Source organism: Gordonia aurantiaca (assembly GCF_039939235.1).
Classification (GTDB): Bacteria; Actinomycetota; Actinomycetes; order Mycobacteriales; family Mycobacteriaceae; genus Gordonia.
In genome coordinates this window covers 70,150-93,599 of the sequence record NZ_JBDUUF010000013.1, presented here as the reverse complement: position 1 = coordinate 93,599, position 23,450 = coordinate 70,150, and the positions used below count along the sequence as shown (strand labels likewise).

General features: G+C 67.3%; 19 protein-coding genes and 2 tRNA genes. 10 read left to right on the top strand and 11 right to left on the bottom strand.

The features are described from left to right. Positions 1–2,535: 2,535 nt before the first annotated feature. Genes ABFT43_RS20515 through rpmH form a run of 5 tightly spaced genes read right to left on the bottom strand, consistent with a single transcriptional unit; the run spans position 2,536 to position 5,432 of the window. Positions 2,536–3,126: a Jag family protein gene (locus ABFT43_RS20515; protein ID WP_347962122.1), complete on the bottom strand. Its 591-nt coding sequence runs from the start codon at positions 3,124–3,126 to the stop codon at positions 2,536–2,538. A 49-nt stretch (positions 3,127–3,175) separates the two neighbouring features. After that, the gene (gene yidC / locus ABFT43_RS20510; RefSeq protein ID WP_347962121.1) at positions 3,176–4,345 is read right to left on the bottom strand and encodes a membrane protein insertase YidC; all 1,170 of its coding nucleotides are present in this window, start codon (positions 4,343–4,345) and stop codon (positions 3,176–3,178) included. 28 nt (positions 4,346–4,373) lie between these two features. After that, the gene (gene yidD, locus ABFT43_RS20505; RefSeq protein WP_457590200.1) at positions 4,374–4,817 is read right to left on the bottom strand and encodes a membrane protein insertion efficiency factor YidD; all 444 of its coding nucleotides are present in this window, start codon (positions 4,815–4,817) and stop codon (positions 4,374–4,376) included. Further along, positions 4,814–5,245 carry a ribonuclease P protein component gene (gene rnpA, locus ABFT43_RS20500; RefSeq protein WP_347962120.1) on the bottom strand — a complete coding sequence of 144 codons (432 nt, stop codon included), beginning with the start codon at positions 5,243–5,245 and terminating at the stop codon, positions 4,814–4,816. Before rnpA ends, yidD begins: the two co-directional genes overlap by 4 nt. Before the next feature lie 43 nt (positions 5,246–5,288). Further along, positions 5,289–5,432: a 50S ribosomal protein L34 gene (gene rpmH / locus ABFT43_RS20495; protein ID WP_347962119.1), complete on the bottom strand. Its 144-nt coding sequence runs from the start codon at positions 5,430–5,432 to the stop codon at positions 5,289–5,291. A 517-nt stretch (positions 5,433–5,949) separates the two neighbouring features. On the opposite strand from rpmH, the gene dnaA reads away from it, so the two are divergent. The 9 genes from dnaA (at position 5,950) to ABFT43_RS20450 (ending at position 17,617) form a co-directional block, all read left to right on the top strand. Beyond that, on the top strand, positions 5,950–7,509 hold the full coding sequence (dnaA, locus tag ABFT43_RS20490) for a chromosomal replication initiator protein DnaA (protein WP_347962118.1): 1,560 nt from the start codon (positions 5,950–5,952) through the stop codon (positions 7,507–7,509). A gap of 836 nt (positions 7,510–8,345) precedes the next feature. After that, entirely contained in the window at positions 8,346–9,515 is a 1,170-nt protein-coding gene (gene dnaN / locus ABFT43_RS20485; RefSeq protein WP_347962117.1) for a DNA polymerase III subunit beta, read from the top strand. Positions 9,516–9,552: 37 nt separating this feature from the next. After that, positions 9,553–10,734, top strand: a complete 1,182-nt coding sequence (gene recF / locus ABFT43_RS20480) for a DNA replication/repair protein RecF (RefSeq protein ID WP_347962116.1) — start codon at positions 9,553–9,555, stop codon at positions 10,732–10,734. Continuing rightward, positions 10,727–11,332 carry a DUF721 family protein gene (locus ABFT43_RS20475; protein ID WP_457590199.1) on the top strand — a complete coding sequence of 202 codons (606 nt, stop codon included), beginning with the start codon at positions 10,727–10,729 and terminating at the stop codon, positions 11,330–11,332. Before recF ends, ABFT43_RS20475 begins: the two co-directional genes overlap by 8 nt. 389 nt (positions 11,333–11,721) lie before the next feature. Continuing rightward, a complete protein-coding gene (gyrB, locus tag ABFT43_RS20470) occupies positions 11,722–13,779 on the top strand; it encodes a DNA topoisomerase (ATP-hydrolyzing) subunit B (RefSeq protein ID WP_347962114.1) in 2,058 nt (685 codons plus the stop codon). A 47-nt stretch (positions 13,780–13,826) separates the two neighbouring features. Beyond that, entirely contained in the window at positions 13,827–16,322 is a 2,496-nt protein-coding gene (gene gyrA / locus ABFT43_RS20465; protein ID WP_347962113.1) for a DNA gyrase subunit A, read from the top strand. Positions 16,323–16,439: 117 nt separating this feature from the next. Beyond that, entirely contained in the window at positions 16,440–17,342 is a 903-nt protein-coding gene (locus ABFT43_RS20460) for a DUF3566 domain-containing protein (RefSeq protein ID WP_347962112.1), read from the top strand. A gap of 67 nt (positions 17,343–17,409) precedes the next feature. Then, positions 17,410–17,483 (top strand) — tRNA-Ile (locus ABFT43_RS20455). Positions 17,484–17,541: 58 nt separating this feature from the next. Continuing rightward, positions 17,542–17,617: transfer RNA gene (locus ABFT43_RS20450), tRNA-Ala, on the top strand. A 28-nt stretch (positions 17,618–17,645) separates the two neighbouring features. Here ABFT43_RS20450 and ABFT43_RS20445 read toward each other — a convergent pair. Beyond that, positions 17,646–18,239: a dihydrofolate reductase family protein gene (locus ABFT43_RS20445; RefSeq protein ID WP_347962111.1), complete on the bottom strand. Its 594-nt coding sequence runs from the start codon at positions 18,237–18,239 to the stop codon at positions 17,646–17,648. Positions 18,240–18,314: 75 nt separating this feature from the next. On the opposite strand from ABFT43_RS20445, the gene ABFT43_RS20440 reads away from it, so the two are divergent. Continuing rightward, positions 18,315–18,884 carry a TetR/AcrR family transcriptional regulator gene (locus tag ABFT43_RS20440; protein WP_347962110.1) on the top strand — a complete coding sequence of 190 codons (570 nt, stop codon included), beginning with the start codon at positions 18,315–18,317 and terminating at the stop codon, positions 18,882–18,884. A 953-nt stretch (positions 18,885–19,837) separates the two neighbouring features. Here ABFT43_RS20440 and ABFT43_RS20435 read toward each other — a convergent pair. The 5 genes from ABFT43_RS20435 to mrf all read right to left on the bottom strand — a co-directional run bounded on the left by ABFT43_RS20435 (position 19,838) and on the right by mrf (position 23,449). After that, positions 19,838–20,602: a type 1 glutamine amidotransferase domain-containing protein gene (locus ABFT43_RS20435; protein WP_347962109.1), complete on the bottom strand. Its 765-nt coding sequence runs from the start codon at positions 20,600–20,602 to the stop codon at positions 19,838–19,840. Between the two features lie 81 nt (positions 20,603–20,683). Continuing rightward, positions 20,684–21,517, bottom strand: a complete 834-nt coding sequence (locus tag ABFT43_RS20430; RefSeq protein ID WP_347962108.1) for an SDR family NAD(P)-dependent oxidoreductase — start codon at positions 21,515–21,517, stop codon at positions 20,684–20,686. A gap of 25 nt (positions 21,518–21,542) precedes the next feature. Next, on the bottom strand, positions 21,543–21,791 hold the full coding sequence (locus ABFT43_RS20425; protein ID WP_347962107.1) for a hypothetical protein: 249 nt from the start codon (positions 21,789–21,791) through the stop codon (positions 21,543–21,545). 31 nt (positions 21,792–21,822) lie between these two features. Continuing rightward, entirely contained in the window at positions 21,823–22,074 is a 252-nt protein-coding gene (locus ABFT43_RS20420) for a type B 50S ribosomal protein L31 (RefSeq protein WP_347962106.1), read from the bottom strand. Between the two features lie 25 nt (positions 22,075–22,099). Then, a complete protein-coding gene (gene mrf, locus ABFT43_RS20415) occupies positions 22,100–23,449 on the bottom strand; it encodes a ribosome hibernation factor-recruiting GTPase MRF (protein WP_347962127.1) in 1,350 nt (449 codons plus the stop codon). Position 23,450 lies beyond the last annotated feature (1 nt).

Here is a 23,450-nt window from a genome sequence, read left to right as displayed (position 1 = left end):
AAACAGGCCGCCGCTGAACCCGTGGCCAAACAACATCAAATCGCCTAGCATTCACCATGACTCGTTGATCACCACGCGTGAACCCACGCCGACCCAAAGTCCACCACCCCACGGGACACTGTCCGGTCTCTCCAGATCGGGACCGGAGGCGATGTTTCACGTGAAACACGTGTGTAGGTCGACTGCAGACGAGTGTTCGTGCACTCGCCAAGAACACAGAACCACGGCTGGAGCCGATGAGCGATCGAAGACAGGTAGCCGAGTACATCCTCAGCCCGTCGACCCGAGACCACGGAGCCGCCGAGCCCAACTCGTCGACACCGGGCGCGAGCGGGACCGGTCACCTCCACCGGTCGTCAACCGAGCGTCCCCGGACCCGGCCAGTCGGAACCATCTCCTGGCCATCGGGGCTCGACGGTTCGCATCACGCCGGAAGACGACACAGCGCCTTCACGCGACCCCCCGGACGACACCGCGCTGGACCGGACCTCGATTCGCAAACCGCTCATTGGAGGGGAGTCGAAGCCGGAGCACGTCCGCAGAACCCGGACCCACGGCACGCCGCATCCATGGACTGTCGAGCACTAATCCGCCGACAGTCGGAGCAGCGGGGGAAATCGATCCGCCGTCATGTCATCTCGTGCAATGGCAACGGAGGTTCGCACACGGACATCTGAGGGCCGGCACCCGAACTTCCGGAGAGCGTAGGCACTGCAGCACACGGGGGCGGTGCATCTCCTCACGATCCCGCCACCGTGGGGAACCGGTATCGCTCGTCGCCGGTCGGTCCGTACACGCCCATCCTTCGACTCGTCGCCTGCTCGATCACGTTGTCGTGCGTTCGGCAGATTCGCGCGCCTGCTGCACGAGTTCGGAACGAGGCGCGCTCGTCAGCTGGAGTCAGATCGACTCCATACCCGATACCGGCAACCTCCGGAACCGCATCGAACAGACGGGCCCATCCCATCACCCACCCCAGGTCTGCTTCGCACACAGGTTCCGGATATTGCACCGCCGAGGAGCCGCCCGGTGACGCTCCGGCAGGTGCGCTCGCAACGCCTCTGCTCCGGTCCATCCCACACCCGTCGTGTCGGTCGGAACGGTTGCCGTCCGAGCTTCAGCCATCCGGGCCCACATCCGTGCCGTTTCACGTGAAACAGCGCAGTCGCACGAGCGAGCGGTGATGATGATGACCGTGCCGGCGCGCCGAGTAGGAAGCTTCGTCCCGGCAACACCCCCGACCGACCAGGACGCCTGAGGTGAGCCCATAGATCAGAGCCACATCCGACGGATGCCGGTTCACCAGGGTTACCGATTCCGGTGATGGTGGCGACCAACGCTCGTTCAACCGGCCTCCCATCATGGGGGCGCAACGTCCAAGGTCGGACGCGCGGCCCACTCCGACGCCCGACAGGAGGGGAGGGGAGTGGCAAATCAAGCGACTCGACCGAAGACAAGACAGCACCCACTCCGCCGAGGTCTCCAATCCCAGGGCTAGTCGCCCCGCCGAACTCGTCGATGTCCCGCTGCGGATACCGACCGTTCCTCTTTGCTGTCGTGGCCGGTGGTTGCGAGGTCCACACATCGGCACCACGACCGCAGGCTGGATCATCAAAGAGGTTCCAGAACCGAGATGCGGGATTCGCGTACCGCCCTCGACGACATCTCGGCCGGAGACTGCACGAGCGGCCGCCCATTGCCCGGTGCCATCGCAAGCGGTTGGACTTTACTGGCGCCCGCTCCGACGGGGCTGGGTCCACATCGAACGGTGACCCCAACTCTGCGGCAGCATGTCCGTAGGCACCACCGACGACGAGCCGCAACCGGGCTACGACCCACCAGAGCAACGCCACCGACAGGAGCAACGCCACCGGCAAGATCGCGACCTCGGAAGAACTGCCGAGGTATGCAAGCGCCTCCTCGGCGGTGGGTCAGCGGACGCCTTCCGTACGTCGTGCCGCTACCCCAGGAGTGGTACCAGATCGGACCACATCTCACCCCCCCGGCTGGGCAAGCGCGTGAACAAGGCAGGGCGGCCCGACTCAGAGCTGGGCTGCATCCCGCCGCGGTCGGCGCCGGTTCGGCCTTCGAGGTCGTCGGTCGGGTCAGAGCTTGGGTCCGCGATCGGGCCGGGTCCGACATCCCATGGATGCGAAGAATCGAATTCGTCACGTGATGAATCGAGACCTAGGTGTCGGGTACGGCCACAACGAGCCGACTTTGCCCGAATTCTCGACGGTCCAGCACCGGGGAACCGCTCAGTCGGGTCGCCACCGATACCAAGAACCGGCCATACCCTCCCTGCGTTCCGGGGGAGGGAAGGCTAGGAGAAGGTGTGGTTTCACGTGAAACAACAGACCTGTCATTCTCCCGTGGCGAGGATCCGACAACAGATCGGGATCCGCTTTATCCACAAGAGAACTACACATGTGTAATTCATTGTGGATAGCCTCCCTCGCCACCGGCCGTAGAAATGCTTCAGGCCCCGACCTTTCGGTCAGGGCCTGAAGCAGGATCCGGGTCAGCGACCGGGTGTCACTCCGGGAGGACGACCACCCGGCGCTTGGGCTCGGCACCCTCGCTCTCGCTGATGACTCCTTCGACAGCGGCGACGGCGTCGTGAACGATCTTCCGCTCGAACGGGGTCATCGGATCGAGGGCCTCGCGCTCGCCCGAATCGCGAACACGCTCGGCGACCTCGCGCCCCAGACGCGCCAGGCGCTCGCGACGATCGGCCCGCCAACGCGAGATATCGAGCATCAGCCGACTGCGTTCACCGGTCACCTGCTGGACGGCGAGACGGGTCAGCTCCTGGAGAGCGTCCAGCACCTCACCCTTACGGCCGACGAGCTTGGTCAGGTCATCGCCTCCATCGATGCTCACGACAGCACGGTCACCGTCGACGTCGAGGTCGATGTCTCCGTCGAAGTCGAGGATGTCGAGCAGCTGCTCGAGATAGTCGCCGGCGATCTCGCCCTCTTCGACGAGCCGATCCTCGTCATCGTCGTACTCGTCATCGGCCACGGCGTCGACGCCGGTATCGGTCGTCTCGTCGATATCGGTCTGGTTCTCGGCGTCTTGCGCCTGTGGCTCCGAACCGGTCTGAGTTGCAGTCTCTGCTGTCATCTCATTCACCTAACTGTGTGCTTCTTCGAACAAGTCCTGTGCGGTCGCGTCACCGCTTGCGTTTCCCGCCGCGCTTCGCATTGGGCTTTCCACCCTTGTTGGCGGATTGCTTCTTGGAACCCGGGCCGGCCCCCGCGCCCGAGCGGGTCGGCTTCTGACCGGGCTTAGGCTTGTTGCCGGGCGCGTCGCCGGCGGGGGAGGAGTCCTCGGGCTTCGACGACGCGTCGTCGGCGTCGGCCTTGGTCATCGAAACGGCGCCACCGGACTGCTTCGGCTGGGCCGTACCGCGCTTCTTCTGCGGATCGGGACGCGCACCCGGCTTCGGGGCATTGGCCTTCAGCTTCTCCTGCTTGAGGCGCCGGGCCTCTTCCTCTTCCTTGGCGATCTTGCCGAAGACGAGATGCTGCTGACCGTAGGTCCAGATGTTGTTGCTCATCCAGTACAGGAGGATGGCGACCGGGAAGAACGGACCGGTGACGAGGATGCCGATGGGGAAGATGTACAGCGCGAGGTTGTTCATCATCCGGGTCTGCGGGTTCTCGAGCGCGGCCTCCGGCTGGCGGGCCACCGAGGCGCGGGAGTTCATGTGCGTCGCGATCGACGCGATGATCATCATCGGCACGACGACGTACGCGATGTTCCAGCGTGTGAAGTCGACCTCGGCCCCTGGCGTCACGAATGCCTGGAACTCGGTGACCGGCTCGGTCAGGTAGGCCGACAGCGGAACGCCGAACAGGCGCGCGTCGAGGAAGTTCTGCACCTGGTCGGCGCTGAAGACGTAGTTGCCGGTGGAGCGGGTCTCGGCGGCGCTCATGCCGAGCTGGCCCATACCCGTGCCCATGCGGTTGAACGAGCGCAGGACGTGGAACAAGCCGATGAACACCGGGATCTGGAGGAGCATCGGGAGGCAGCCGAGGAGCGGGTTGAACCCGTGCTCACGCTGGAGCTTCTGCATCTCCTCGGTCATCTTTACCCGGTCCTTGGCGTACTTCTTCCGGATCGCCTGGAGCTGCGGGTTGATCTCCTGCATCTTCTTCGTGGTGCGGATCTGCTTCACGAAGGGCTTGTAGAGGATCGCGCGCAGGGTGAAGACGAGGAACACCACCGACAGTGCCCAGGCGATGCCGTTGCCTCCGGGCGTATCGGGCGTGACATGGCTGAACAGCCAATGCCAGACCCACATGATCCCGGACACCGGGTAGTAGATGAAGTCGAGCACGGGTCAGATACCCCTCACTTGTTGTTCTCTAGGTGGAATCATCCCGTCGGGACGGGTGCTTTGGGTCGCGGCTGCGTCCACCCGCTGAGCGGAGACGGCCCACCAGATCGCTCCACAGTTCGCGGGGACCCCGCTCGGGGACCGGGTCGTATCCGGGCTTGTGCCACGGACCGCACTTCAGCAGGCGGATCATCGCGAGCATCGAGCCGTGGACGAAGCCGTGTCGCTCGAGGGCTTCCACGGCGTAGCCCGAGCAGGTCGGCTCGAAACGGCAGGTCGGCAACCGCATCGGCGAGATCCAGGTCCGGTAGAGCTCGATGAGGAAGATGACCGTCCGGCGGGGCAGGAGGTGCATTCCTCTGCGCAACCGCGCGGTGAAGATGAACCGGTCGGCGGGCGACTCGTCGGGATCCGGGATCTCCGACGGGGTGGGGGAGTGGTCTACCCGGTCATCCAGCTCGGCCTCGGTCATCGTGCGACACCCGACCCAAGCGGTGAACCGGCTGCGCGCGTCGCCTCGGCGAAGCGTCGGCCGGTGAACGCCGAACGGAGTTGCTCGGCCAGTTCGTCGCTGCTCACCTCGGCCGCACTACGACGAGCCCGGAGAACCACGAAGGTCTCCGGGCTCGGGCAGAGGTGTCGGGTCGCTGCGAACGCGGCGCGCAGGCGTCGGGCCACCGTGTGACGGATCACGGCGTTTCCCACGGACTTGCTCACCACCAGGCCGAGCCACGGACCACCGGTCATGGCCACGTCCCGGCGCAGGCCACTCGGATCCGGCCAGTGGGGGGCCACCGGTGCGAAGTGCACGACGAAGTCACGAGCATTCACCCGCGCACCGGACTTCAGGGTGCGTGAGAAGTCGGATCCACGAGTGATCCGATGAGAAGACGCAGTCATCGATCAGCTGACCGGATCCGGGGATCCGGTGGGAAGCCGACGATCAGGCGGTGAGCTTCGCGCGGCCCTTGTTGCGACGAGCGCTGACGATGGCGCGGCCGGCGCGGGTCCGCATGCGAAGACGGAAGCCGTGCTTGCGAGCGCGACGACGGTTGTTCGGCTGGAAAGTACGCTTGCCCTTGGCCACGGTGACTCCTTGGTGCTCCCTGTGAGCACGGCGGTTGCCCGCGCGTGACCCACATGTTGTCGTTGGTCGGTTGATCCAGGACGGTGCCGAACTGGTGTCGGTGATGAACTCGGCGAACTGACAAACGCCGCGCAAATCCGCAACCTGGATGACCAGTCGAGACTACTGAGAGCGAGCGCTCAAATCAAACGCGGTCCCCCCACCCGGGGAACCATCCCTCACCAGGTGTGTTCTGCGCCACCCAAGAGACATCTTCCGGTCATCGCGGATCAATTGTCTCGATCGCTTTGTGGGCCCCGAGAACCTCTGTTAGTTTCTCTCACAGCGTCGGCCCGCGGTGGGCCATGGGCAACTCCAGGGAAAGATGCCCGGGAACCGAGGTGACCGACCGAAGTCCCTAGCTCGTCATCCCAGTTGTGCACAGGTGTGGATAACCCTGTGGAGAGACGGGTTTGATGGCGTCGGTGCCACCGCCCTCGTCAACGCTGGTAGTTTTCCGGGTCAGGAGGCCAGCCCCGTGACTTCAGACCGCGACACTTTCGGCGAGGTGTGGCAACGAGTCGTCGCCGAACTCAACGACGACGAGGCCGCACGCGACCATGAACCACTGACCCGCCAGCAAAAGGCCTGGCTGTCACTGGTTCGACCCCTCACGCTCACCGAGGGTTTTGCCCTGCTGACGGTTCCGACCGCACTCGTGCAGGAGCAGATCGAGCGCAACCTGCGCGAGACCATCCGATCGGTGCTGAGCCGGCATCTCAACGAGCCCGTCGACCTCGGTGTACGGGTCGCGACCCCGCCCGCCGACGAGCCGCCGCGGGATCCCGCACCGGCCCCGGCCGCCACGCCGGACCCCCGTGCGGTGAACGGCGTGCCCACCGGACTCGATCATTCGGCGGCACCGCCCGGAACGACGTTCGGTGCGGGCTTCGGCGCCGCCGGCGCCTCGACCGGCCCGACCGCACCGGGAACCGACACGCACCGTCCCTCGGGCGACTGGGCGTCGTACTTCGCCGAGCGGCCGACCAGCTCGCAGTCGACGTCGGGGGCGAACCTCAACCCCAAGTACACCTTCGACACCTTCGTCATCGGTGCGTCGAACCGCTTCGCCCACGCCTCGGCGGTCGCGGTCGCGGAGGCCCCGGCACGGGCGTACAACCCGCTGTTCATCTGGGGTGAGTCCGGTCTGGGCAAGACCCACCTGCTCCACGCCGCCGGCCACTATGCCCAGCGACTGTTCCCCGGCATGCGGGTCAAGTACGTCTCGACCGAGGAATTCACCAACGACTTCATCAACTCGCTGCGTGACGACCGTCGCGTCGCGTTCAAGCGCCGCTACCGCGACGTCGACGTGCTGCTGGTCGACGACATCCAGTTCCTGGTGGGCAAGGAAGGTATCCAGGAGGAGTTCTTCCATACCTTCAACACCCTCCACAACGCGAGCAAACAGATCGTCATCTCGTCCGACCGTCCGCCGAAACAGCTTGCGACACTTGAGGACCGACTCCGCACGCGGTTCGAGTGGGGTCTGATCACCGACGTCCAGCCGCCGGATCTGGAGACGCGCATCGCGATCCTCCGCAAGAAGGCACAGATGGACAACATCGCGGTGCCCGACGACGTGCTCGAGCTGATCGCGTCGAAGATCGAGCGCAACATCCGCGAGCTCGAGGGCGCCCTCATCCGTGTCACCGCGTTCGCGTCCCTCAACGACGCCGCGCTCGACAAGTCGCTCGCCGACGTCGTGCTGCAGGCGCTGCTGCCCAACTCGGGAACGCTCGAGGTGAGCGCCGCGAGCATCCTGGCGATCACCGCCGAGTACTTCGACGTCTCGGTGGAGGAGTTGCGCGGGCCCGGCAAGACCCGCTCGATCGCGCAGGCCCGTCAGATCTCGATGTACCTGTGTCGTGAGCTCACCGACCTGTCACTGCCGAAGATCGGTGAGACGTTCGACCGAGACCACACGACGGTCATGTACGCCGAGCGCAAGATCCGCAAGGAGATGGCCGAGCGGCGCAAGGTCTACGACCACGTCCAGGAACTCACCGCGCGCATCAAGCAGCGCGCCATCGGCTGACCCGGCGCCCGACGTCCTCCGTGCCCATCACCCTGCGGGGTGGTGGGCACGGTGCGTTTGCGGGGAATGAACACGCGGGTCGGCCCACGAGAGCTCGAATCCATCACCGAGACGAGGGCCCTGCGGCCTTCTGTACGCCTGTACCGGACGCACCCGCAGGGACGGGACACCCGGCTGGGTTGCCGTCCGATCGGTGCTCCCGATCCCGCTGCATCCGCTTACCGGATCCCTCCTCCCGCATCACAACCCTCGCCTTCGGCTCGAGAGTCTCGTCACACGGATCCGCTCGGATCCGGTCATGAATTGCCCTTCTCCGACTCTCCAGCGGCGTCACACGACCTGGTGAATTACATCTTTCACAGTTGTGGACAAACCTTGGGATAACCGTGGATGACCTGTGTAGTGACAGTGGACGCCTGAGGACGGATCGGATCTGTCCACAGGGTCTCCGGATCCGACTCGACGACAGTCCACGGATCATGCACACCGACGGATCCGCTCTGACGTGGCGGATCCGTGCGTTGTCCACAGAATCCACACTCCCTATTACTGCGATGGATCCCTCTCTAGAGAGAACTCTTTTTGTAAGAAGGTGTGTGTACACATCCACCGACGCCCGGCATCCGGACCGATGGTCCGACGCCGGATGACAGAACCGGTCGGACTTGCCCCCAACCATCCCGGCATCGGTGCGGGCGTTCTACAGTGGGATTCCCGGAAGTGGGACGTGATCGACGAAGCATGGATCCGAGGCGACTTGTCGAGGCCGTGCCTCGACGCCGTCTCGCGCGCCGGCCGGCAGCGATCCGCACGAGAGAGAAGGGCAACCACCCAGCATGAAGTTCCGTGTCGCACGTGACGAGTTCGCTGATTCCGTCGCCTGGGTCGCCCGTAGCCTGCCGTCTCGTCCGCCCGTGCCGGTCCTCGGATGCGTGGTGCTCAACCTGGGTGAGACCGGGCTGACCGTCTCCGGCTTCGACTACGAGGTCTCCGCCCAGGAGAACCTGGGTGCCGAGGTGGCCGAACCGGGTCAGGTGCTCGTCTCCGGTCGCCTCCTGGCCGACATCACCAAGGCGCTGCCCAACAAGCCGGTCGACGTCACCCTCGACGGTGCGCGCGTCGCGATCACCTGCGGATCCGCCAAGTTCTCCCTGCCGACCATGCCGGTCGAGGACTATCCGCAGCTCCCCGACATCCCGGCCATCACCGGCACCATCCCGTCCCAGCTGTTCGCCGAGGCGATCTCACAGGTCGCCGTCGCCGCAGGCAAGGACGACACCCTGCCGATGCTCACCGGCATCCGCGTCGAGATCGAGGGCAACTCGGTGGTTCTCGCGGCCACCGACCGGTTCCGCCTGGCAGTGCGTGAACTCCAGTGGGAACCGACGGATCCAGACACCAAGGGCGCCGTGCTCGTCCCGGCCAAGACCCTCGCCGAGAGCGCCAAGACCGCGGGATCCGAGGGCACCGGCATCGTGTCCCTCGCCTTCGGCAGCGGTGCGAACATCGGCTCCGACGGCATCCTGGGCATCCTCGGCGAGACCAAGAAGACCACCACTCGTCTGCTCGACGCGGAGTTCCCCAAGTTCCGCCAGCTGCTCCCGGCGAGCCACACCTCGGTCGCGACGATCGACAGCGCCCCGCTCATGGAGGCGATCCGGCGCGTCGCCCTCGTCGCCGAGCGCGGCGCCCAGGTCCGGATGGAGTTCACCGAGGGATCCGTGCTGCTGACCGCCGGTGGTGACGAGGCGGGCAAGGCGGAGGAGGAGCTGCCCGTGCAGTTCCACGGCGAGCCGCTGACCATCGCGTTCAACCCGGGTTACCTGCAGGACGGCCTCTCGGCCATCAACGCCGACTCCGTCGACTTCGGCTTCACCACCCCGAGCCGGCCCGCGGTCCTGCGCCCGGCCAGCGGTGAGGATCCGGTGGCCGACGAGTCGGGCGCCTTCGTGGCCCCCGAGAGCGCGTTCAGCTACCTGCTGATGCCGGTCCGCCTGCCGGGCTGATCCGCACCGGACCCGTCGTCGACCACCGCACCCACCCGTGTTCGTTCGTGAACTGCATCTGAGGGACTTCCGTTCGTGGCGGGCCGTCGATCTCGACCTGCGGCCCGGTCCGACGGTCTTCACCGGACGCAACGGCTTCGGCAAGACGAACCTGCTGGAGTCGCTGTTCTACCTGGCGACGCTGCGCAGCCACCGGGTGAGCTCCGACGGTCCGCTCGTACACGCCGGAGCCACGTCCGCGCTGGTCACCGCCACGGTCGAGAACGACGGCCGGGAGCTGACCGCGGAGCTGCGGATCAATGCCGAAGGTGCCAACAAGGCGTCCGTCAACCGCAGTCCCGCACGCCGACCGCGTGATCTCCTCGGGATCCTGCGGACCGTGCTGTTCGCGCCGGAGGACCTCTCACTGGTCCGAGGGGACCCGGCCGACCGCCGGCGGTTCATCGACGAGCTCGTCGCGCAGCGCGGTCCGCGCTGGGTGGCCGCCCGCTCCGACTACGACCGCGTGCTGCGGCAGCGGTCGGCGCTGCTGAAGACGGCGGCGGCGGCACTCCGGCGCGGTGGTGAGCAGGCCGCATCGGTGATCAGCACGCTCGACGTCTGGGACGCGCAGCTGGCCGAACTCGGGGGACAGGTCACTGCGGCCCGGCTGCAGGTGCTGGGCGAGCTCGAACCGCATTTCGCCCGGTCATACGCCTCGATTGCGCCGCACTCGCGCCCGGCGACGCTGCGCTACCGGCCCGCGGGCGGCGTCGACACCGGGTCGGCGACCGCGGAGGACATCCGCGACGTCCTGGCCGCCCGCCTCGTGGAACTGCGCGACAAGGAGATCGAGCGCGGCATGTGCCTGGTGGGCCCGCACCGCGACGACATCGACATCGTGCTCGGCGCCGATGTCGCGAAAGGCTTTGCCTCACATGGCGAATCATGGTCGCTGGCGCTCGCGCTGCGGCTCGGATCCGTCGAGTTGACGCGTGCGGAGGGCATCGAACCGGTGATCATGCTCGACGACGTCTTCGCCGAACTCGACGCCAAACGTCGGGAGAAGCTCGTGGCCTTCACCGCAGGCGCGGAACAGTTGCTCATCACCGCGGCGGTGGCCGAGGACATCCCGGCCGAGATCGGCGGGCGACGGATCCACGTCGATGTCATCGAGGACTCCGAAGGGCGTCGGTCGAGGGTTGCCGCAGACGAGACCGTGGGGGTCGGGGATGAGTGACGACCGCATGGGTGAGCAAGGACACGTCCCATCGGGCGGCGGCGACACGCCCGAGCCGTCCAACCGTCCGCTCGAGCCCGGTGAACTGGGCGGATACGAACGGGCTCGTCGAGCGCTCGAGGAAGCGCGGGCCGCCGCCCGCGCCGCCGGCAAGTCGGTGGGCCGCGGTCGCGCGTCGCCGGTGCGTCGGTCGACGAGGGGAGCGGGCACCCGGAAACGCTGGTCGGGAGCGGGTCCCGACGGCCGGGATCCGCAGCCGTTCGGTCGCCTCGTGAGCAACATCGCCAAGGAGCGGGGCTGGCAGGAGAAGATCGGCGAGGGCACCGTCTTCGGCATGTGGGAGCAGATCGTGGGCGCCGACATCGCCGCCCACGCCAAGCCGATCGCGTTGCGGGACAATATTCTTCATGTTCAGGCCGAGTCCACGGCGTGGGCCACCCAGCTGCGCTACGTGCAGTCGCAGATCATCGCGAAGATCGCCCGTGCCGTCGGCGACGGCACGGTGAAGCAGCTGAGGATCACCGGCCCGAAGGGTCCGTCCTGGCGGAAGGGTGAGCGGCACATCCGCGGTCGGGGGCCGCGCGACACGTACGGCTGATCACCGCTCGCGGGGGCCGGCGTGCGCCGGGCGGGAGACCTGCGCCGGCCGCCTAGCAGACTTCGGCGCACATTACTAGTCGACGGGGCCTGTGAGCCGATTTTCATCGGCAGGCCACGATCGAACAGGGGCCAACTCGAAAAAATCGGTCTGAGGGCCTGTTAGCGGCCCCGGATGCACGTTCCAGGGCGGGTCAGGCAGTACACTGGTGGGAGTTGTCCCGACAGGGGCGCACAACGGCAGAACGAACCGTCGCCTCCAAGCTACCCGGGCGGACACCCGGGTGGTGGTGCGTGCGCGAGCCCGCAGTGCCCCGGTCGAGTAGATCGACGGCGGATTCCGGGGTCTTCCCGTTCCGCCGGTGAGCAGAACAGGAGCGGACGCACCTCGTGGCCGACACCAACGACACCGGACCCAAGCAGAAGAAGGCATCCGATTACGGTGCCGACTCCATCAACATCCTCGAAGGTCTGGAGGCCGTCCGCAAACGGCCCGGCATGTACATCGGTTCCACCGGTGAACGAGGCCTGCACCACCTGATCTGGGAGGTCGTCGACAACTCCGTCGACGAGGCGATGGCCGGCTTCGCCACCCGCGTGGACGTCACCCTCCTCGAGGACGGCGGTGTGCAGGTCGTCGACGATGGTCGTGGCATCCCCGTCGAGATGCACCGCACCGGTGTCCCCACCGTCGAGGTCGTCCTCACCCAGCTGCACGCCGGCGGCAAGTTCGACTCCGATTCGTATGCGGTCTCCGGTGGCCTGCACGGCGTCGGCATCTCGGTGGTCAACGCGCTGTCGACCAAGGTCGAACTCGAGATCGAGCGCGATGGCCACCACTGGGAGCAGACCTACACCAACGCCAAGCCCGGCGAGCTCATCCAGGGCGAGCCCACCAAGAAGACCGGCACCGTCGTCCGGTTCTGGCCGGACCCGGAGATCTTCACCGAGACCACCCGGTTCAACGCCGAGACCGTGGCCCGGCGCCTGCAGGAGATGGCCTTCCTCAACAAGGGCCTGACCATCACGCTGACCGACCAGCGTCCACAGGCCGTCGAGGCGCCCGGCGACGCCAACGGCGACGCCGAGGCCGGCACCACCGAGGTCGCCGAGGCGGTGAAGACCGAGACCGAGAAGGCGGAGGCCGCGACCAAGCCGAAGACCCGGACCTACTACTACCCGGACGGCCTCGTCGACTACATCAAGCACCTCAACCGGACCAAGCAGCCGATCCACAACACGGTGATCGGCTTCTCCGCCAAGGGTGAGGGCCATGAGGTCGAGATCGCGATGCAGTGGAACGCCGGCTACTCCGAGTCGGTCCACACCTTCGCCAACACCATCAACACCCACGAGGGCGGCACCCACGAGGAGGGCTTCCGCGCGGCGCTGACCAGCACGGTCAACAAGTACGCGCTGGAGAAGAAGCTCATCAAGGAGAAGGACGGGAAGCTCACCGGCGACGACATCCGCGAGGGTCTCGCCGCGGTCATCTCGGTGAAGGTGTCCGACCCGCAGTTCGAGGGCCAGACCAAGACCAAGCTGGGCAACACCGAGATCAAGGGCTTCGTCCAGCGCACCTGCAACGAGCACCTGGGCCACTGGTTCGAGGCGAACCCGGCCGAGGCGAAGATCATCGTGAAGAAGGCCGCCGACTCCGCGCAGGCCCGCATGGCCGCGCGTCGCGCGCGAGAGATGGTGCGGCGCAAGACCGCAACCGACATCGGCGGTCTCCCCGGCAAGCTGGCCGACTGCCGCAGCAACGATCCGACCAAGTGCGAGATCTACATCGTGGAGGGCGACTCGGCCGGCGGCTCGGCCAAGTCGGGCCGCGACTCGATGTACCAGGCGATCCTCCCGCTGCGTGGCAAGATCATCAACGTCGAGAAGGCCCGCATCGACCGCGTTCTCAAGAACGCCGAGGTGCAGTCGATCATCACCGCGTTCGGCACCGGTATCCACGACGAGTTCGACATCTCCAAGCTGCGGTACCACAAGATCGTGCTGATGGCCGACGCCGACGTCGACGGCCAGCACATCTCGACGCTGCTGCTGACGCTGCTGTTCCGCTTCATGCGGCCGCTCATCGAGCACGGTCACGTGTTCCTGGCGCAGCCCCCGCTGTACAAGCTGAAGTGGCAGAAGTCCGAGCCGGAGTTCGCCTACTCCGACCGTGAGCGTGACGGCCTCCTCGAGGCCGGGCGCGCCGCCGGCAAGAAGATCAACCCCGACGACGGCATCCAGCGCTACAAGGGTCTCGGCGAGATGAACGCCAAGGAGCTGTGGGAGACCACCATGGATCCGGCGGTCCGCGTGCTGCGCCAGGTGACGCTCGACGATGCGGCCGCGGCCGACGAGCTGTTCTCCATCCTCATGGGCGAGGACGTCGCCGCCCGCCGAAGCTTCATCGCCCGCAACGCGAAAGACGTTCGCTTCCTTGACGTCTGATCATCACGGGCCTCGTGGCTTCGCAGTGATCGGAGAAAGAACACATCATGACTGACACCACCCTGCCGCCCGCCGGCGGTGAAGGCGACCGCATCGAGCCCGTCGATCTCGGGCAGGAGATGCAGAAGAGCTACATCGATTACGCGATGAGCGTGATCGTGGGCCGCGCGCTGCCCGAGGTGCGCGACGGCCTCAAGCCGGTGCACCGTCGCCTGCTCTACGCATCCTTCGACGCCGGGTTCCGCCCCGACCGCTCCTACGTGAAGTCGGCGAAACCCGTTGCGGAGACGATGGGTAACTACCACCCGCACGGCGACTCGGCGATCTACGACGCCCTCGTGCGTCTCGCCCAGCCGTGGTCGATGCGCTACCCGCTCATCGACGGCCAGGGCAACTTCGGTTCGCGAGGCAACGACGGCCCGGCCGCCATGCGTTACACCGAGGCCCGCCTCACGCCGCTGGCGATGGAGATGCTCCGCGACATCGGCGAGGAGACCGTCGATTTCATCCCGAACTACGACGGCAAGACCCAGGAGCCGACGGTGCTGCCGTCGCGCATCCCGAACCTGCTGATCAACGGTTCGGGCGGTATCGCCGTCGGTATGGCGACGAACATCCCGCCGCACAACCTCAACGAGGTCGCCGAGGCGGTGTTCTGGGCCCTCGAGAACCCCGAGGCCGATGACGAGACCACCCTCGCGGCGTGCATGGAACGGGTCAAGGGCCCCGATTTCCCCACGGCGGCACTGATCGTCGGCAGCCAGGGCATCCGGGACGCCTACACCACCGGCCGCGGCAGCATCAAGATGCGCGGCGTGGTGGACATCGAGGAGCACAAGGGCACCACGACCCTGGTCATCACCGAGCTGCCCTACCAGGTCAACCCGGACAACCTGATCCAGTCGATCGCCGAGCAGGTCAACGAGGGAAAGCTCAAGGGCATCAGCCGGATCGAGGACCAGTCCTCGGACCGTGTCGGCATGCGCATCGTCGTCACGCTCCGTCGTGACGCGGTCGCCAAGGTCGTGCTGAACAACCTGTACAAGCACAGCCAGCTGCAGACCAGCTTCGGCGCCAACATGCTGTCCATCGTCGACGGCGTGCCGCGCACCCTGCGCCTCGATCAGATGATCCGCCTGTACGTGGCGCACCAGATCGACGTCATCGTGCGCCGCACCCGGTACCGTCTGCGCAAGGCCGAGGAACGCGCACACATCCTGCGCGGTCTGGTGAAAGCCCTTGACGCACTTGACGAAGTGATCGCGTTGATCCGTCGCTCGGCCAACACCGAGACCGCACGGACCGGCCTCATCGAGCTCCTCGACATCGACGAGATCCAGGCCGACGCCATCCTGGCCATGCAGCTGCGGCGCCTGTCCGCCCTCGAGCGCCAGAAGATCGTCGACGAGCTCGCCGAGATCGAGCGCGAGATCGCCGACTACAAGGACATCCTCGACAAGCCGGAGCGTCAGCGCGCCATCGTGCGTGACGAGCTCAAGGAGGTCGTGGAGAAGTACGGCGACGAGCGTCGGACCAAGATCATCGCCGCCGACGGCGATGTCACCGACGAGGACCTCATCGCCCGCGAGGACGTCGTCGTCACCATCACCGAGACCGGCTACGCCAAGCGCACCAAGACGGACCTGTACCGCAGCCAGCGACGCGGCGGAAAGGGCGTGAAGGGAGCCGATCTCAAGCAGGACGACATCGTCAAGCACTTCTTCGTCTGCTCTACCCACGACTGGATCCTGTTCTTCACCACCAAGGGCCGCGTGTACCGCGCCAAGGCCTACGAACTGCCGGAGGCCAACCGCACCGCGCGCGGTCAGCACGTCGCGAACCTGCTGGCCTTCCAGCCGGAGGAGCGGATCGCCGAGATCATGCACCTCAAGTCCTACGAGGACGCGCCGTACCTGGTGCTCGCCACCCGCAACGGCCTGGTGAAGAAGTCGCGCCTGGCCGACTTCGACTCCAACCGCTCCGGCGGCATCGCGGCGATCAACCTCCGCGGTGAGGACGAGCTCGTCGGAGCCGCTCTCTGCAGCGCCGACGACGACCTGCTGCTGGTGTCGCAGAAGGGGCAGTCGATCCGCTTCCACGCCGACGACGAGACGCTGCGCCCGATGGGCCGGCAGACCTCGGGCGTCCAGGGCATGCGGTTCAACGCCGACGACACCCTGCTGTCGCTCAATGTGGTCCGCGAGAACACCTACCTGCTGGTGGCCACCTCGGGCGGCTACGCCAAGCGCACCGGCATGGACGACTACCCGGTCCAGGGCCGTGGCGGCAAGGGCGTGCTCACCATCGCCCACGACCGCCGGCGCGGTGAACTCATCGGCGCGCTCATCGTCGACGACGACTCCGAGCTCTACGCGATCACGTCGAACGGCGGCGTCATCCGCACCGCGGCCAAGCAGGTCCGCAAGGCGGGGCGCCAGACCAAGGGCGTGCGCCTGATGAACCTCGACGAGGGCACCACGCTCATCGCGATCGCCCGCAACGCCGACGAGCCGGATGAGCAGGAGCAGCAGGCCTCGTCCTAGGTAGGGTGAACAACACGTGCAGCCGGCGCGTCGGTCACGATCGGAACGTGACCGACGCGTCGCTGGTGAGTGACGACGAAACCCGCCCAGGGGTGACGCCAGAGTGAGGGATTGCCAGTGAGCACACCGAACGAGCCGAACCAGGACAAGAACGGACGCCCGGTCGAGGGCCAGTCCGGTCCCGGGACGGGCACCCCGACCGGTGGGCTGGTGCCGCCCTGGCAGCGGGGACCGGTCGACGACTCGTCCGGGTCTGCTCCCACCGAGGCATTCGACCAGCGGCCGAACGGTCCGCAGGAGCACCGTGGCGGCCCGCCGCAGGAGCACCGTGGCGGCCCGCCGCAGGAGCACCGTGGCGGCCCGCCGCCGCGTGGCATCGTCACCGCCAACAGCGGCACCGCCGCGGCCAGCATGAGCGGCCAGCAGGCACCGGTCACCAAGCTCGACAGTCCGCGGCAGTCCGGGCCGTCGGCCGACACCGAGGACACCAAGTTCGTCGAGTCGCCGACGTCCACCATCGACCGGGACGATCTGCCGGAGCACGACCTGCCCGACCTCGATCGGATCCATCACACCGCCGAGCCGGCCCGTCCGGCGGGGGGAGCGGCCGCCGGCAAGTCGCTGCCGCGGTCCGCGCCGCGTCAGGTCGGCGCGGGCACCGCGCTGCGCGCCACGGTGCAGCTGCGCCGGATCGATCCGTGGGCGACGTTCAAGATCTCCGCGGTCCTGTCGGTGGTCGGGTTCTTCATCTGGATGATCGCCGTCGCGGTGTTGTATCTCGTCTTCGACGGCATGGGCATCTGGGATCAGGTCAACAACAGCTTCGGAACGCTCGTGGCCGAGGACTCGGCGACGTCCGGGGATGTCATCGGGGCCGGCACCGTTTTCGGCCTGGCGGCGCTTCTGGGGGCCGTCAACGCCATCCTCGTGACGGCGCTCGCGACGGTCGGCAGCTACATCTACAACATCTGCGCCGACATGGTCGGCGGGGCCGAGGTGACTCTTGCGGATCTCGACTGAATCGAGCCTCTGACCAGCCGTTTTGGATGGTTGGGGATCCGTCGGGTAATCTCACTGCTCGGTTCAAGGGCCTATAGCTCAGGCGGTTAGAGCGCTTCGCTGATAACGAAGAGGTCGGAGGTTCAAGTCCTCCTAGGCCCACTGCGACGGAATGTTTTCCGACTCCGATTCGCACCCGCCGACCGGTCTCGGTCGGCACGGGGCCTTAGCTCAGTTGGTAGAGCGCCGCCTTTGCAAGGCGGATGTCAGGAGTTCGAATCTCCTAGGCTCCACCACTGACCACGAACCCGCCGACGCACCACCTCATCGAGGTGGTGCGTTCTGCTTTCCTCGGGCCCGGACGTACTCGGTCACCGACACCCCGGATCCGAATCGGCAGTCGCTCACCCGACGGAACAGTTCCGGCCGGTACGTCCCCGGCGCGAAGAGCGGGATGCCGGCGCCGAAGAGCAGGGGCTGTCGTTTGAGGACGAGCCGGTCGATCTCACCGCTCAGCGTCGAAGCCAGCGCCCCGCCGCCGCACAGCCAGATGTCCTTGCCGTCCATCGCCTTCAGTTCGCGCACCAGCTCCACCGGGTCGCGGTCGGTGAAGGTGACGCCCTCGGCCGGCGGGTAGGACCGGTGGGTGAGCACGAACTGCTCCAGGTGCCGGTAGGGGCTCGTCATGTCCGGCAGGCCGACCTCGTAGGTGTTGGCGCCCATGAGGACGGTGTCGAACGGCCCGGTGCCCTGGTCGATCTCGAGCGCCTCGGCGATCCGGGTGGGGATGGCGTCCGGGAACCGGTCGATGCCGGCGTCCATGTGGTCGCCCTCGACGAGAAAGGCGTCGAACTGTCCCTCGGGTCCCGCGATGAAGCCGTCGAGACTCACCGCCACGTAGTACACGAGTTCACGCATCATGGCCTCCGATCACATCAGGTGTAGTGGTTGCGAAACTACAGCAGATGTAGTGATTCGGCTATCGTTTTTTCCGTGGCCAGAAACGACGAGCGTCGGCGCGCCCTCGCCGACGCAGGGATCGCGGTCCTCGCCGCAGAGGGCGCACGGGGTCTCACACACCGAGCAGTGGACCGCGTTGCCGGCGTGCCGCCGGGAACGACCACGAACTACTTCCGGACGCGCGCCGCGCTCCTGAAGGGCCTGGTCGAACGCATCGGGGAGCGTCTGGCACCGAGCGAGGAGTTCGTCGCCGCGCGTGCGGGACGAGAACCGAGCCGGGAACTCTTCGCCGAGTACCTCCGGAACATCGTCCACCGGTTGCTGACCCATCGCGAGGTGACGGTCGCGCTCATCGAGTTGCGACTCGAGGGCATGCGGCGACCCGAGGTGGCCTCGATCATCACCGAGTGGCGCCGCGACGCCTTCGCCGGGGACGTGGCGTTCAACGAGCAGGCGGGACTACCCGGAACCGCGCGGGAGATTGCGCTCTTCCACTACGCGATCGACGGGCTGATCCTGGATCAGCTGACGGGACCGCTCCTCGAGGAGGAACCGCTCGAGCGCGTCGTCGACGCCCTCGTCGCCGGGTTGTTGCCCCGGTGACCGCTCGACCGCCTTCGGTGTTCTCAGGGACCCGTGCTGTTCCCAGCGGTCGAGGAACGTCCGCAGTTGCACACCGCCGAGCCATACCGACCCGGCGATGAAGAGGACGCCCGCGACCACCGCAGCAGGGCCATACCAGCGGTTGTGACCGATCTGGTCGTCGTAGGTGCGCCCAGACGCCTTCGGCAGGAGCTCGGGGTTCACCCGCAGGCTCTGTGGCCTTGCCACCGCACCGCTGGGGATGAGTCGCTCCGCGCCCCTCGTGCCGTGTACGCACAGGTCGGCCTTGCCCATCGGCTGGTTGTCGCAGCTCGCCGGGTTGACGATGAGCGCGATGCCGAGTCCGAGGGCGAAGATGCCCAGGATCAGGCAGGCGGGCACGGCGAAGTACATGCGCGGGTTCATCACCTGCGGCTGGTCGATCCGGATCCGCCGATCGGCGGCGGCGCGATGCCCGCCTGTACGTCGCCTGCTCTTCGCGAATCCGTGCGTCCTCATCGACCACGAGGCTATCGACCGCACCGGCCGACCGGCCGCGGCACTCCCAGGGGTTGCGATTCCCCAGGGTCGAGATTGCGGAGGTCGCGCAGAATCTCGGTGCTCATGCCCTCGTCGTCGTCAACGACGACGACATCCTGCCGGACGCCTGGCGTCCTTCCGGGTGGGAGCTCGACACCGCTTGTCGCCGTCGGTCGTTCGGAGGGGACAGGCCATCTCGCCGAGACGCAGTCGGACCGCGCGGTCCGACTGCGCTTGCTGGTGTGACGACCGCCGAGGCGTCATCTCATGACATCGCGGACACCGCGGCATCGTACGCAGTGCCATTTCGCGCCTCGCGCAGGAGAGAACGGCTTGTCGGAGGTCGGGTTTGCCTCGTCAACAGAGGACTCGGAGGTCGTTCGCCTCGAAGCGGCCGCGGCCGCGGTTGCCCGATGCCTCGCGGCCGGCGAGCCCTAGATCGCGACCGCCACCTGCTTCCTCAGCCGCTGCAGGACCTCCCGGGCCAGCGTCTCCGACGACGCGGGGTTCTGTCCGGTCAGGAGGTTGCCGTCGGCCTCGGTGTGGACGGTCCAGGGCAGGCCGAGGGTGACCCTGAAGCCCTCGTGGGTGAGCCGGTCCTCGAGGAGCCACGGGGCCTTGTCGGCGAGGCCGGCCTGCTGCTCCTCGGCATTGCCGAAGCAGGTGACCTTCCGGCCGGAGAAGGTGTTGACGCCGTCGTCGTCCTTCGCGGCCAGCAGGATCGCCGGGCCGTGGCAGACGATGCCGATGGTCTTCCTCGCGCGGTCGGCGGCGATGAGCAGTCGGCCGGCGTCGTCGTCGCTCGCCAGGTCCTCCATCGGGCCATGGCCACCGGGGACGAACACGGCGTCGTAGTCGGTCACATCGACATCAGCGAGGGCGACGGGATCCCGCAACTCGGCCGCGGTCTCGACGATGGTGCGGATCCGCTCGGCGCGCACGGCGGAGCCGACGGCGTCCGGGGCGAGGCTGGCCTCGTCGACCGGCGGACGCACGCCACCGGGTGTCGCGACGGTCACGGTGTACCCGGCCTCGCGGAAGACCTCGAGGGGTGCGGCGGCCTCCTCCGCCCAGAAACCGGTCTTGTGTTTCGACCCGTCGTTGAGCGTCCACTCGTCGGCGCCGGTCATGACGAACAGGATCTTCTTGGTTTCCTTGCCCTCTGTCATCTTGGCCTCTGTCATCTTGCCTTCTGTCATCTTGCCCTCCTTCGGTTGGGATGACCCCCTTCGGGAGAAGGGGGAGGCTTGCGGATCGGGTTCTGGGAGTTGGGGTCTGCGTCAGGACAGTCCGGTGAGCCGGGCAGAACGCTGCCAGAGCCCATCGATCAGCGCCTGGTCGCGGGCCTGGGGATTCTCCCGGCCACCGGGCTTGTGCCGACTGAAGTACACGCCGTTCACCGACGGGTCGGCGCCGCGTTCGGCCAGGGCGATGAGCGGTGCGGCGCCCTGCTCCGCAGTGATCGTCACCAGGCGCGCGAGAGGGGAGCGGTAGGCCAGCCCGACGAGTCGCGAGTCGCGTCCGAAACTGGTGGCCGCAGGTCCGGGATGCACTGCGGCGGAATAGATCCGCTCGTCGGACCAGCGTTGCGCGATGCCGCGGGTGAACATGATGTTCTCCAGTTTCGACGTCCCGTAGTGGCGTCCGCCGAGCGTCGGGCGCCGTTCGAAGTCGAGGTCGTCGAGGTCCACACTGCCGAACAGGTTGCCGACGCTCGAGGTGTTGAGCACCAGCGACGAACCGGCGGCGGCGAGCCGGTCCCGCAGCAGGTTCGTGAGGAGGAACGGTGCGAGGTGGTTGATCTGGAAGCAGGGTTCGTGGCCGTCGGCGGTGCGCTGTGACGCGGCGAAGGTCCCGCCTGCGTTGTTCATCAGCACGTCGATCTTCTCGACGCGCTCGGCGATCCTCGCCGCGAGGTCGCGCACCTCGGACAGGCGGGAGAAGTCGGCGGTGAACCCCGTCGCGCCGGTCTCGGCGACGATCGGATCGAGCTTGTGCGGCGACCGGCCGACCAGGATCAGCTCGGTCGACGGCCCGGCGAGGGCGCGTGCCGCGACGGCACCGATGCCGTCGCTGGCGCCGGTGAGGACGATCGTCCGTCTGTCCCTGCCCATCGGTCTGTCCCTGCCGATCGGTCTGTCACTGCCCATCGGCGGTCCCCTCCGATCCGCCCACCGCGTGACCCGGATCCGACTCGTCGTCGGGCAACGCGGCGTCGTAGACGTCCTTCTCCTCCGCAATGCGCTCGGTCTCGCCGATCGGGGTGTCCTCGGCGGAGGGGAACACCGACTCCGGTCCCTCCGCTGCGTCGGGCTCGTGGGGCATGTCGGGGTCGGTCCTCGGGCCGGCTTCGGTGGTCGGGTGGTCGGGCCGTTCGTTGTCCGCCATGTATCCACCATGCCCGAGGATCGGCGCGGAGTCACCGCTCCGAACGCGGATACCGCCGCCGGAACCTCTCGACCCGGCCTGCGACGTCCGGGATCGTCTGAACCCCGGTGTAGACCGGGTGTGAGTCACTGGTGACGTCGACGACGATGAGCGGATATCTGTTTCCGTCGGTCCACCGCGCCGTCGTCGCCGAGGTGGCGGTCGACCGCGTCACGAATCGTGTTCCGGTGGACGCATCCTGGATGGTCACGGGGTGGTGGTCGGGGTGGATGCCCTTCTTCATGGAGTCGCCTCTCGTTCGTCGGCGATCAGGGACGGTCGCCGGGACCGTGCGCCACGGACCCCGGTGACTCGGGGCCGTCGGTGGCCGAGGGGTGCTCGGCCAAGGGATACCCGGTCTCGACCTCCTCGCACGGGTCGGTGTGGAACCGACCGAACGGATCGTCGTAACGATCCCAAACATTCTGTCCCGCAGAGAATTCCACATCTGTGAGCAAAGCTGTTTGTAACTCGTCGACGAGGTCCTCGGGGTGGGCGCGGTGGACCAATGCGACGAGCGAGGTGTGCCGGTCCCCGTGCGCCTGGTCCCAGCGGAGGGCGCCCAACGCGCGTCGTTCCGGCGAGACACGGTCCAATTCGTGCTCGTCCATCGCGGCCAGCCATCGTCCGCCGGGCGCGATCCGCAGGCCGCCGCCGGCGGACTCCAGCCACAGGGCCTCGTCGGGCCGGGTCGCCAGCCACAGGCGTCCCCGTGCGCACACGACGCCGTCGAGCAGCGCGTCGATGGCATCGTGCAGACGGCCCGGGTGCATCGGTCGGTCGGCGTGGAACTCCAGCCAGGTGACGCCGCAGTCGGCGTCGAGGGGAGGCTGGTCGGCGAGCAGCGGGTCGTGCGGCCCGTCGATCCGGCCGCGGCGGGAGGTGCGGGGGATCGCGGCGAGGAGCTGGGCGGCCAGGGTCGGGTCGATGCGGCGCCCGGGTATCTCGAAGATCATCGGGGCCCGTGGGGCGAGCCGCTCGAGCACGGCCATCAGACGTGCCGACTCCCAGGCCTGTCGCAGTGCCGGATCGCAACCGGTGATGACGAGGGCGTCGGCGAACGCGACCTGGCCCACGGCGAGTTGGGCCATCGTCCGCTCATCGTCTACCGGGGCGGCGAGCACCTCGGTGACCTCACGGTCGCCGGTCGCGTGGAGCAGCCAATCCTGTTCTGCCACAACGGTGATGGTGGCCTCGATGCGAACGTCGGAGGACGCCGGCGCGGCGGGGGCGTCGGGCACGGTGCCGACGACGACGTTCTCGATCGACCAGGCGATGCGCTCGGGTTCGAGCAGTGGGTCGAGCGCGAGGACGATGCGATCCACCGATGGCCGCCGATGGAGCCTGCGCAGCAGCGGCAACAGGTCTTCGCGGAGGGTGCAGGACACGCAACCGTGCGCGAGGTCGATCACGAGGACGTCCTCACGGCGTCGGCCGTCGGGTTCGCGCCAACCCGGTCTTCGGATGACACGGCCGTCGCTCACCCGGCTCAGGTCGTGGTGAACCCGAATGGTGCCCGCCTCGGCCTCCAGGGCGTCACCGATACGCCTCACGGCCGCGGGGTCCAGGCCGCTGACCAGGACGATCGGTGTCCGGGCGTCCGCGGGGTCAAAGTGCATC

Bases quoted from the DNA above. Each gene is read 5' to 3' on its own strand.
- ABFT43_RS20515 (WP_347962122.1), bottom strand. From the start codon at position 3,126: ATGACAGCAGAGACTGCAACTCAGACCGGTTCGGAGCCACAGGCGCAA.
- yidD (WP_457590200.1), bottom strand. From the start codon at position 4,817: ATGACCGAGGCCGAGCTGGATGACCGGGTAGACCACTCCCCCACCCCG.
- rnpA (WP_347962120.1), bottom strand. From the start codon at position 5,245: ATGACTGCGTCTTCTCATCGGATCACTCGTGGATCCGACTTCTCACGC.
- dnaN (WP_347962117.1), top strand. From the start codon at position 8,346: ATGAAGTTCCGTGTCGCACGTGACGAGTTCGCTGATTCCGTCGCCTGG.
- ABFT43_RS20475 (WP_457590199.1), top strand. From the start codon at position 10,727: ATGAGTGACGACCGCATGGGTGAGCAAGGACACGTCCCATCGGGCGGC.
- gyrA (WP_347962113.1), top strand. From the start codon at position 13,827: ATGACTGACACCACCCTGCCGCCCGCCGGCGGTGAAGGCGACCGCATC.
- ABFT43_RS20445 (WP_347962111.1), bottom strand. From the start codon at position 18,239: ATGCGTGAACTCGTGTACTACGTGGCGGTGAGTCTCGACGGCTTCATC.
- ABFT43_RS20435 (WP_347962109.1), bottom strand. From the start codon at position 20,602: ATGACAGAAGGCAAGATGACAGAGGCCAAGATGACAGAGGGCAAGGAA.
- ABFT43_RS20430 (WP_347962108.1), bottom strand. From the start codon at position 21,517: ATGGGCAGGGACAGACGGACGATCGTCCTCACCGGCGCCAGCGACGGC.
- ABFT43_RS20425 (WP_347962107.1), bottom strand. From the start codon at position 21,791: ATGGCGGACAACGAACGGCCCGACCACCCGACCACCGAAGCCGGCCCG.
- ABFT43_RS20420 (WP_347962106.1), bottom strand. From the start codon at position 22,074: ATGAAGAAGGGCATCCACCCCGACCACCACCCCGTGACCATCCAGGAT.
- mrf (WP_347962127.1), bottom strand. From the start codon at position 23,449: ATGCACTTTGACCCCGCGGACGCCCGGACACCGATCGTCCTGGTCAGC.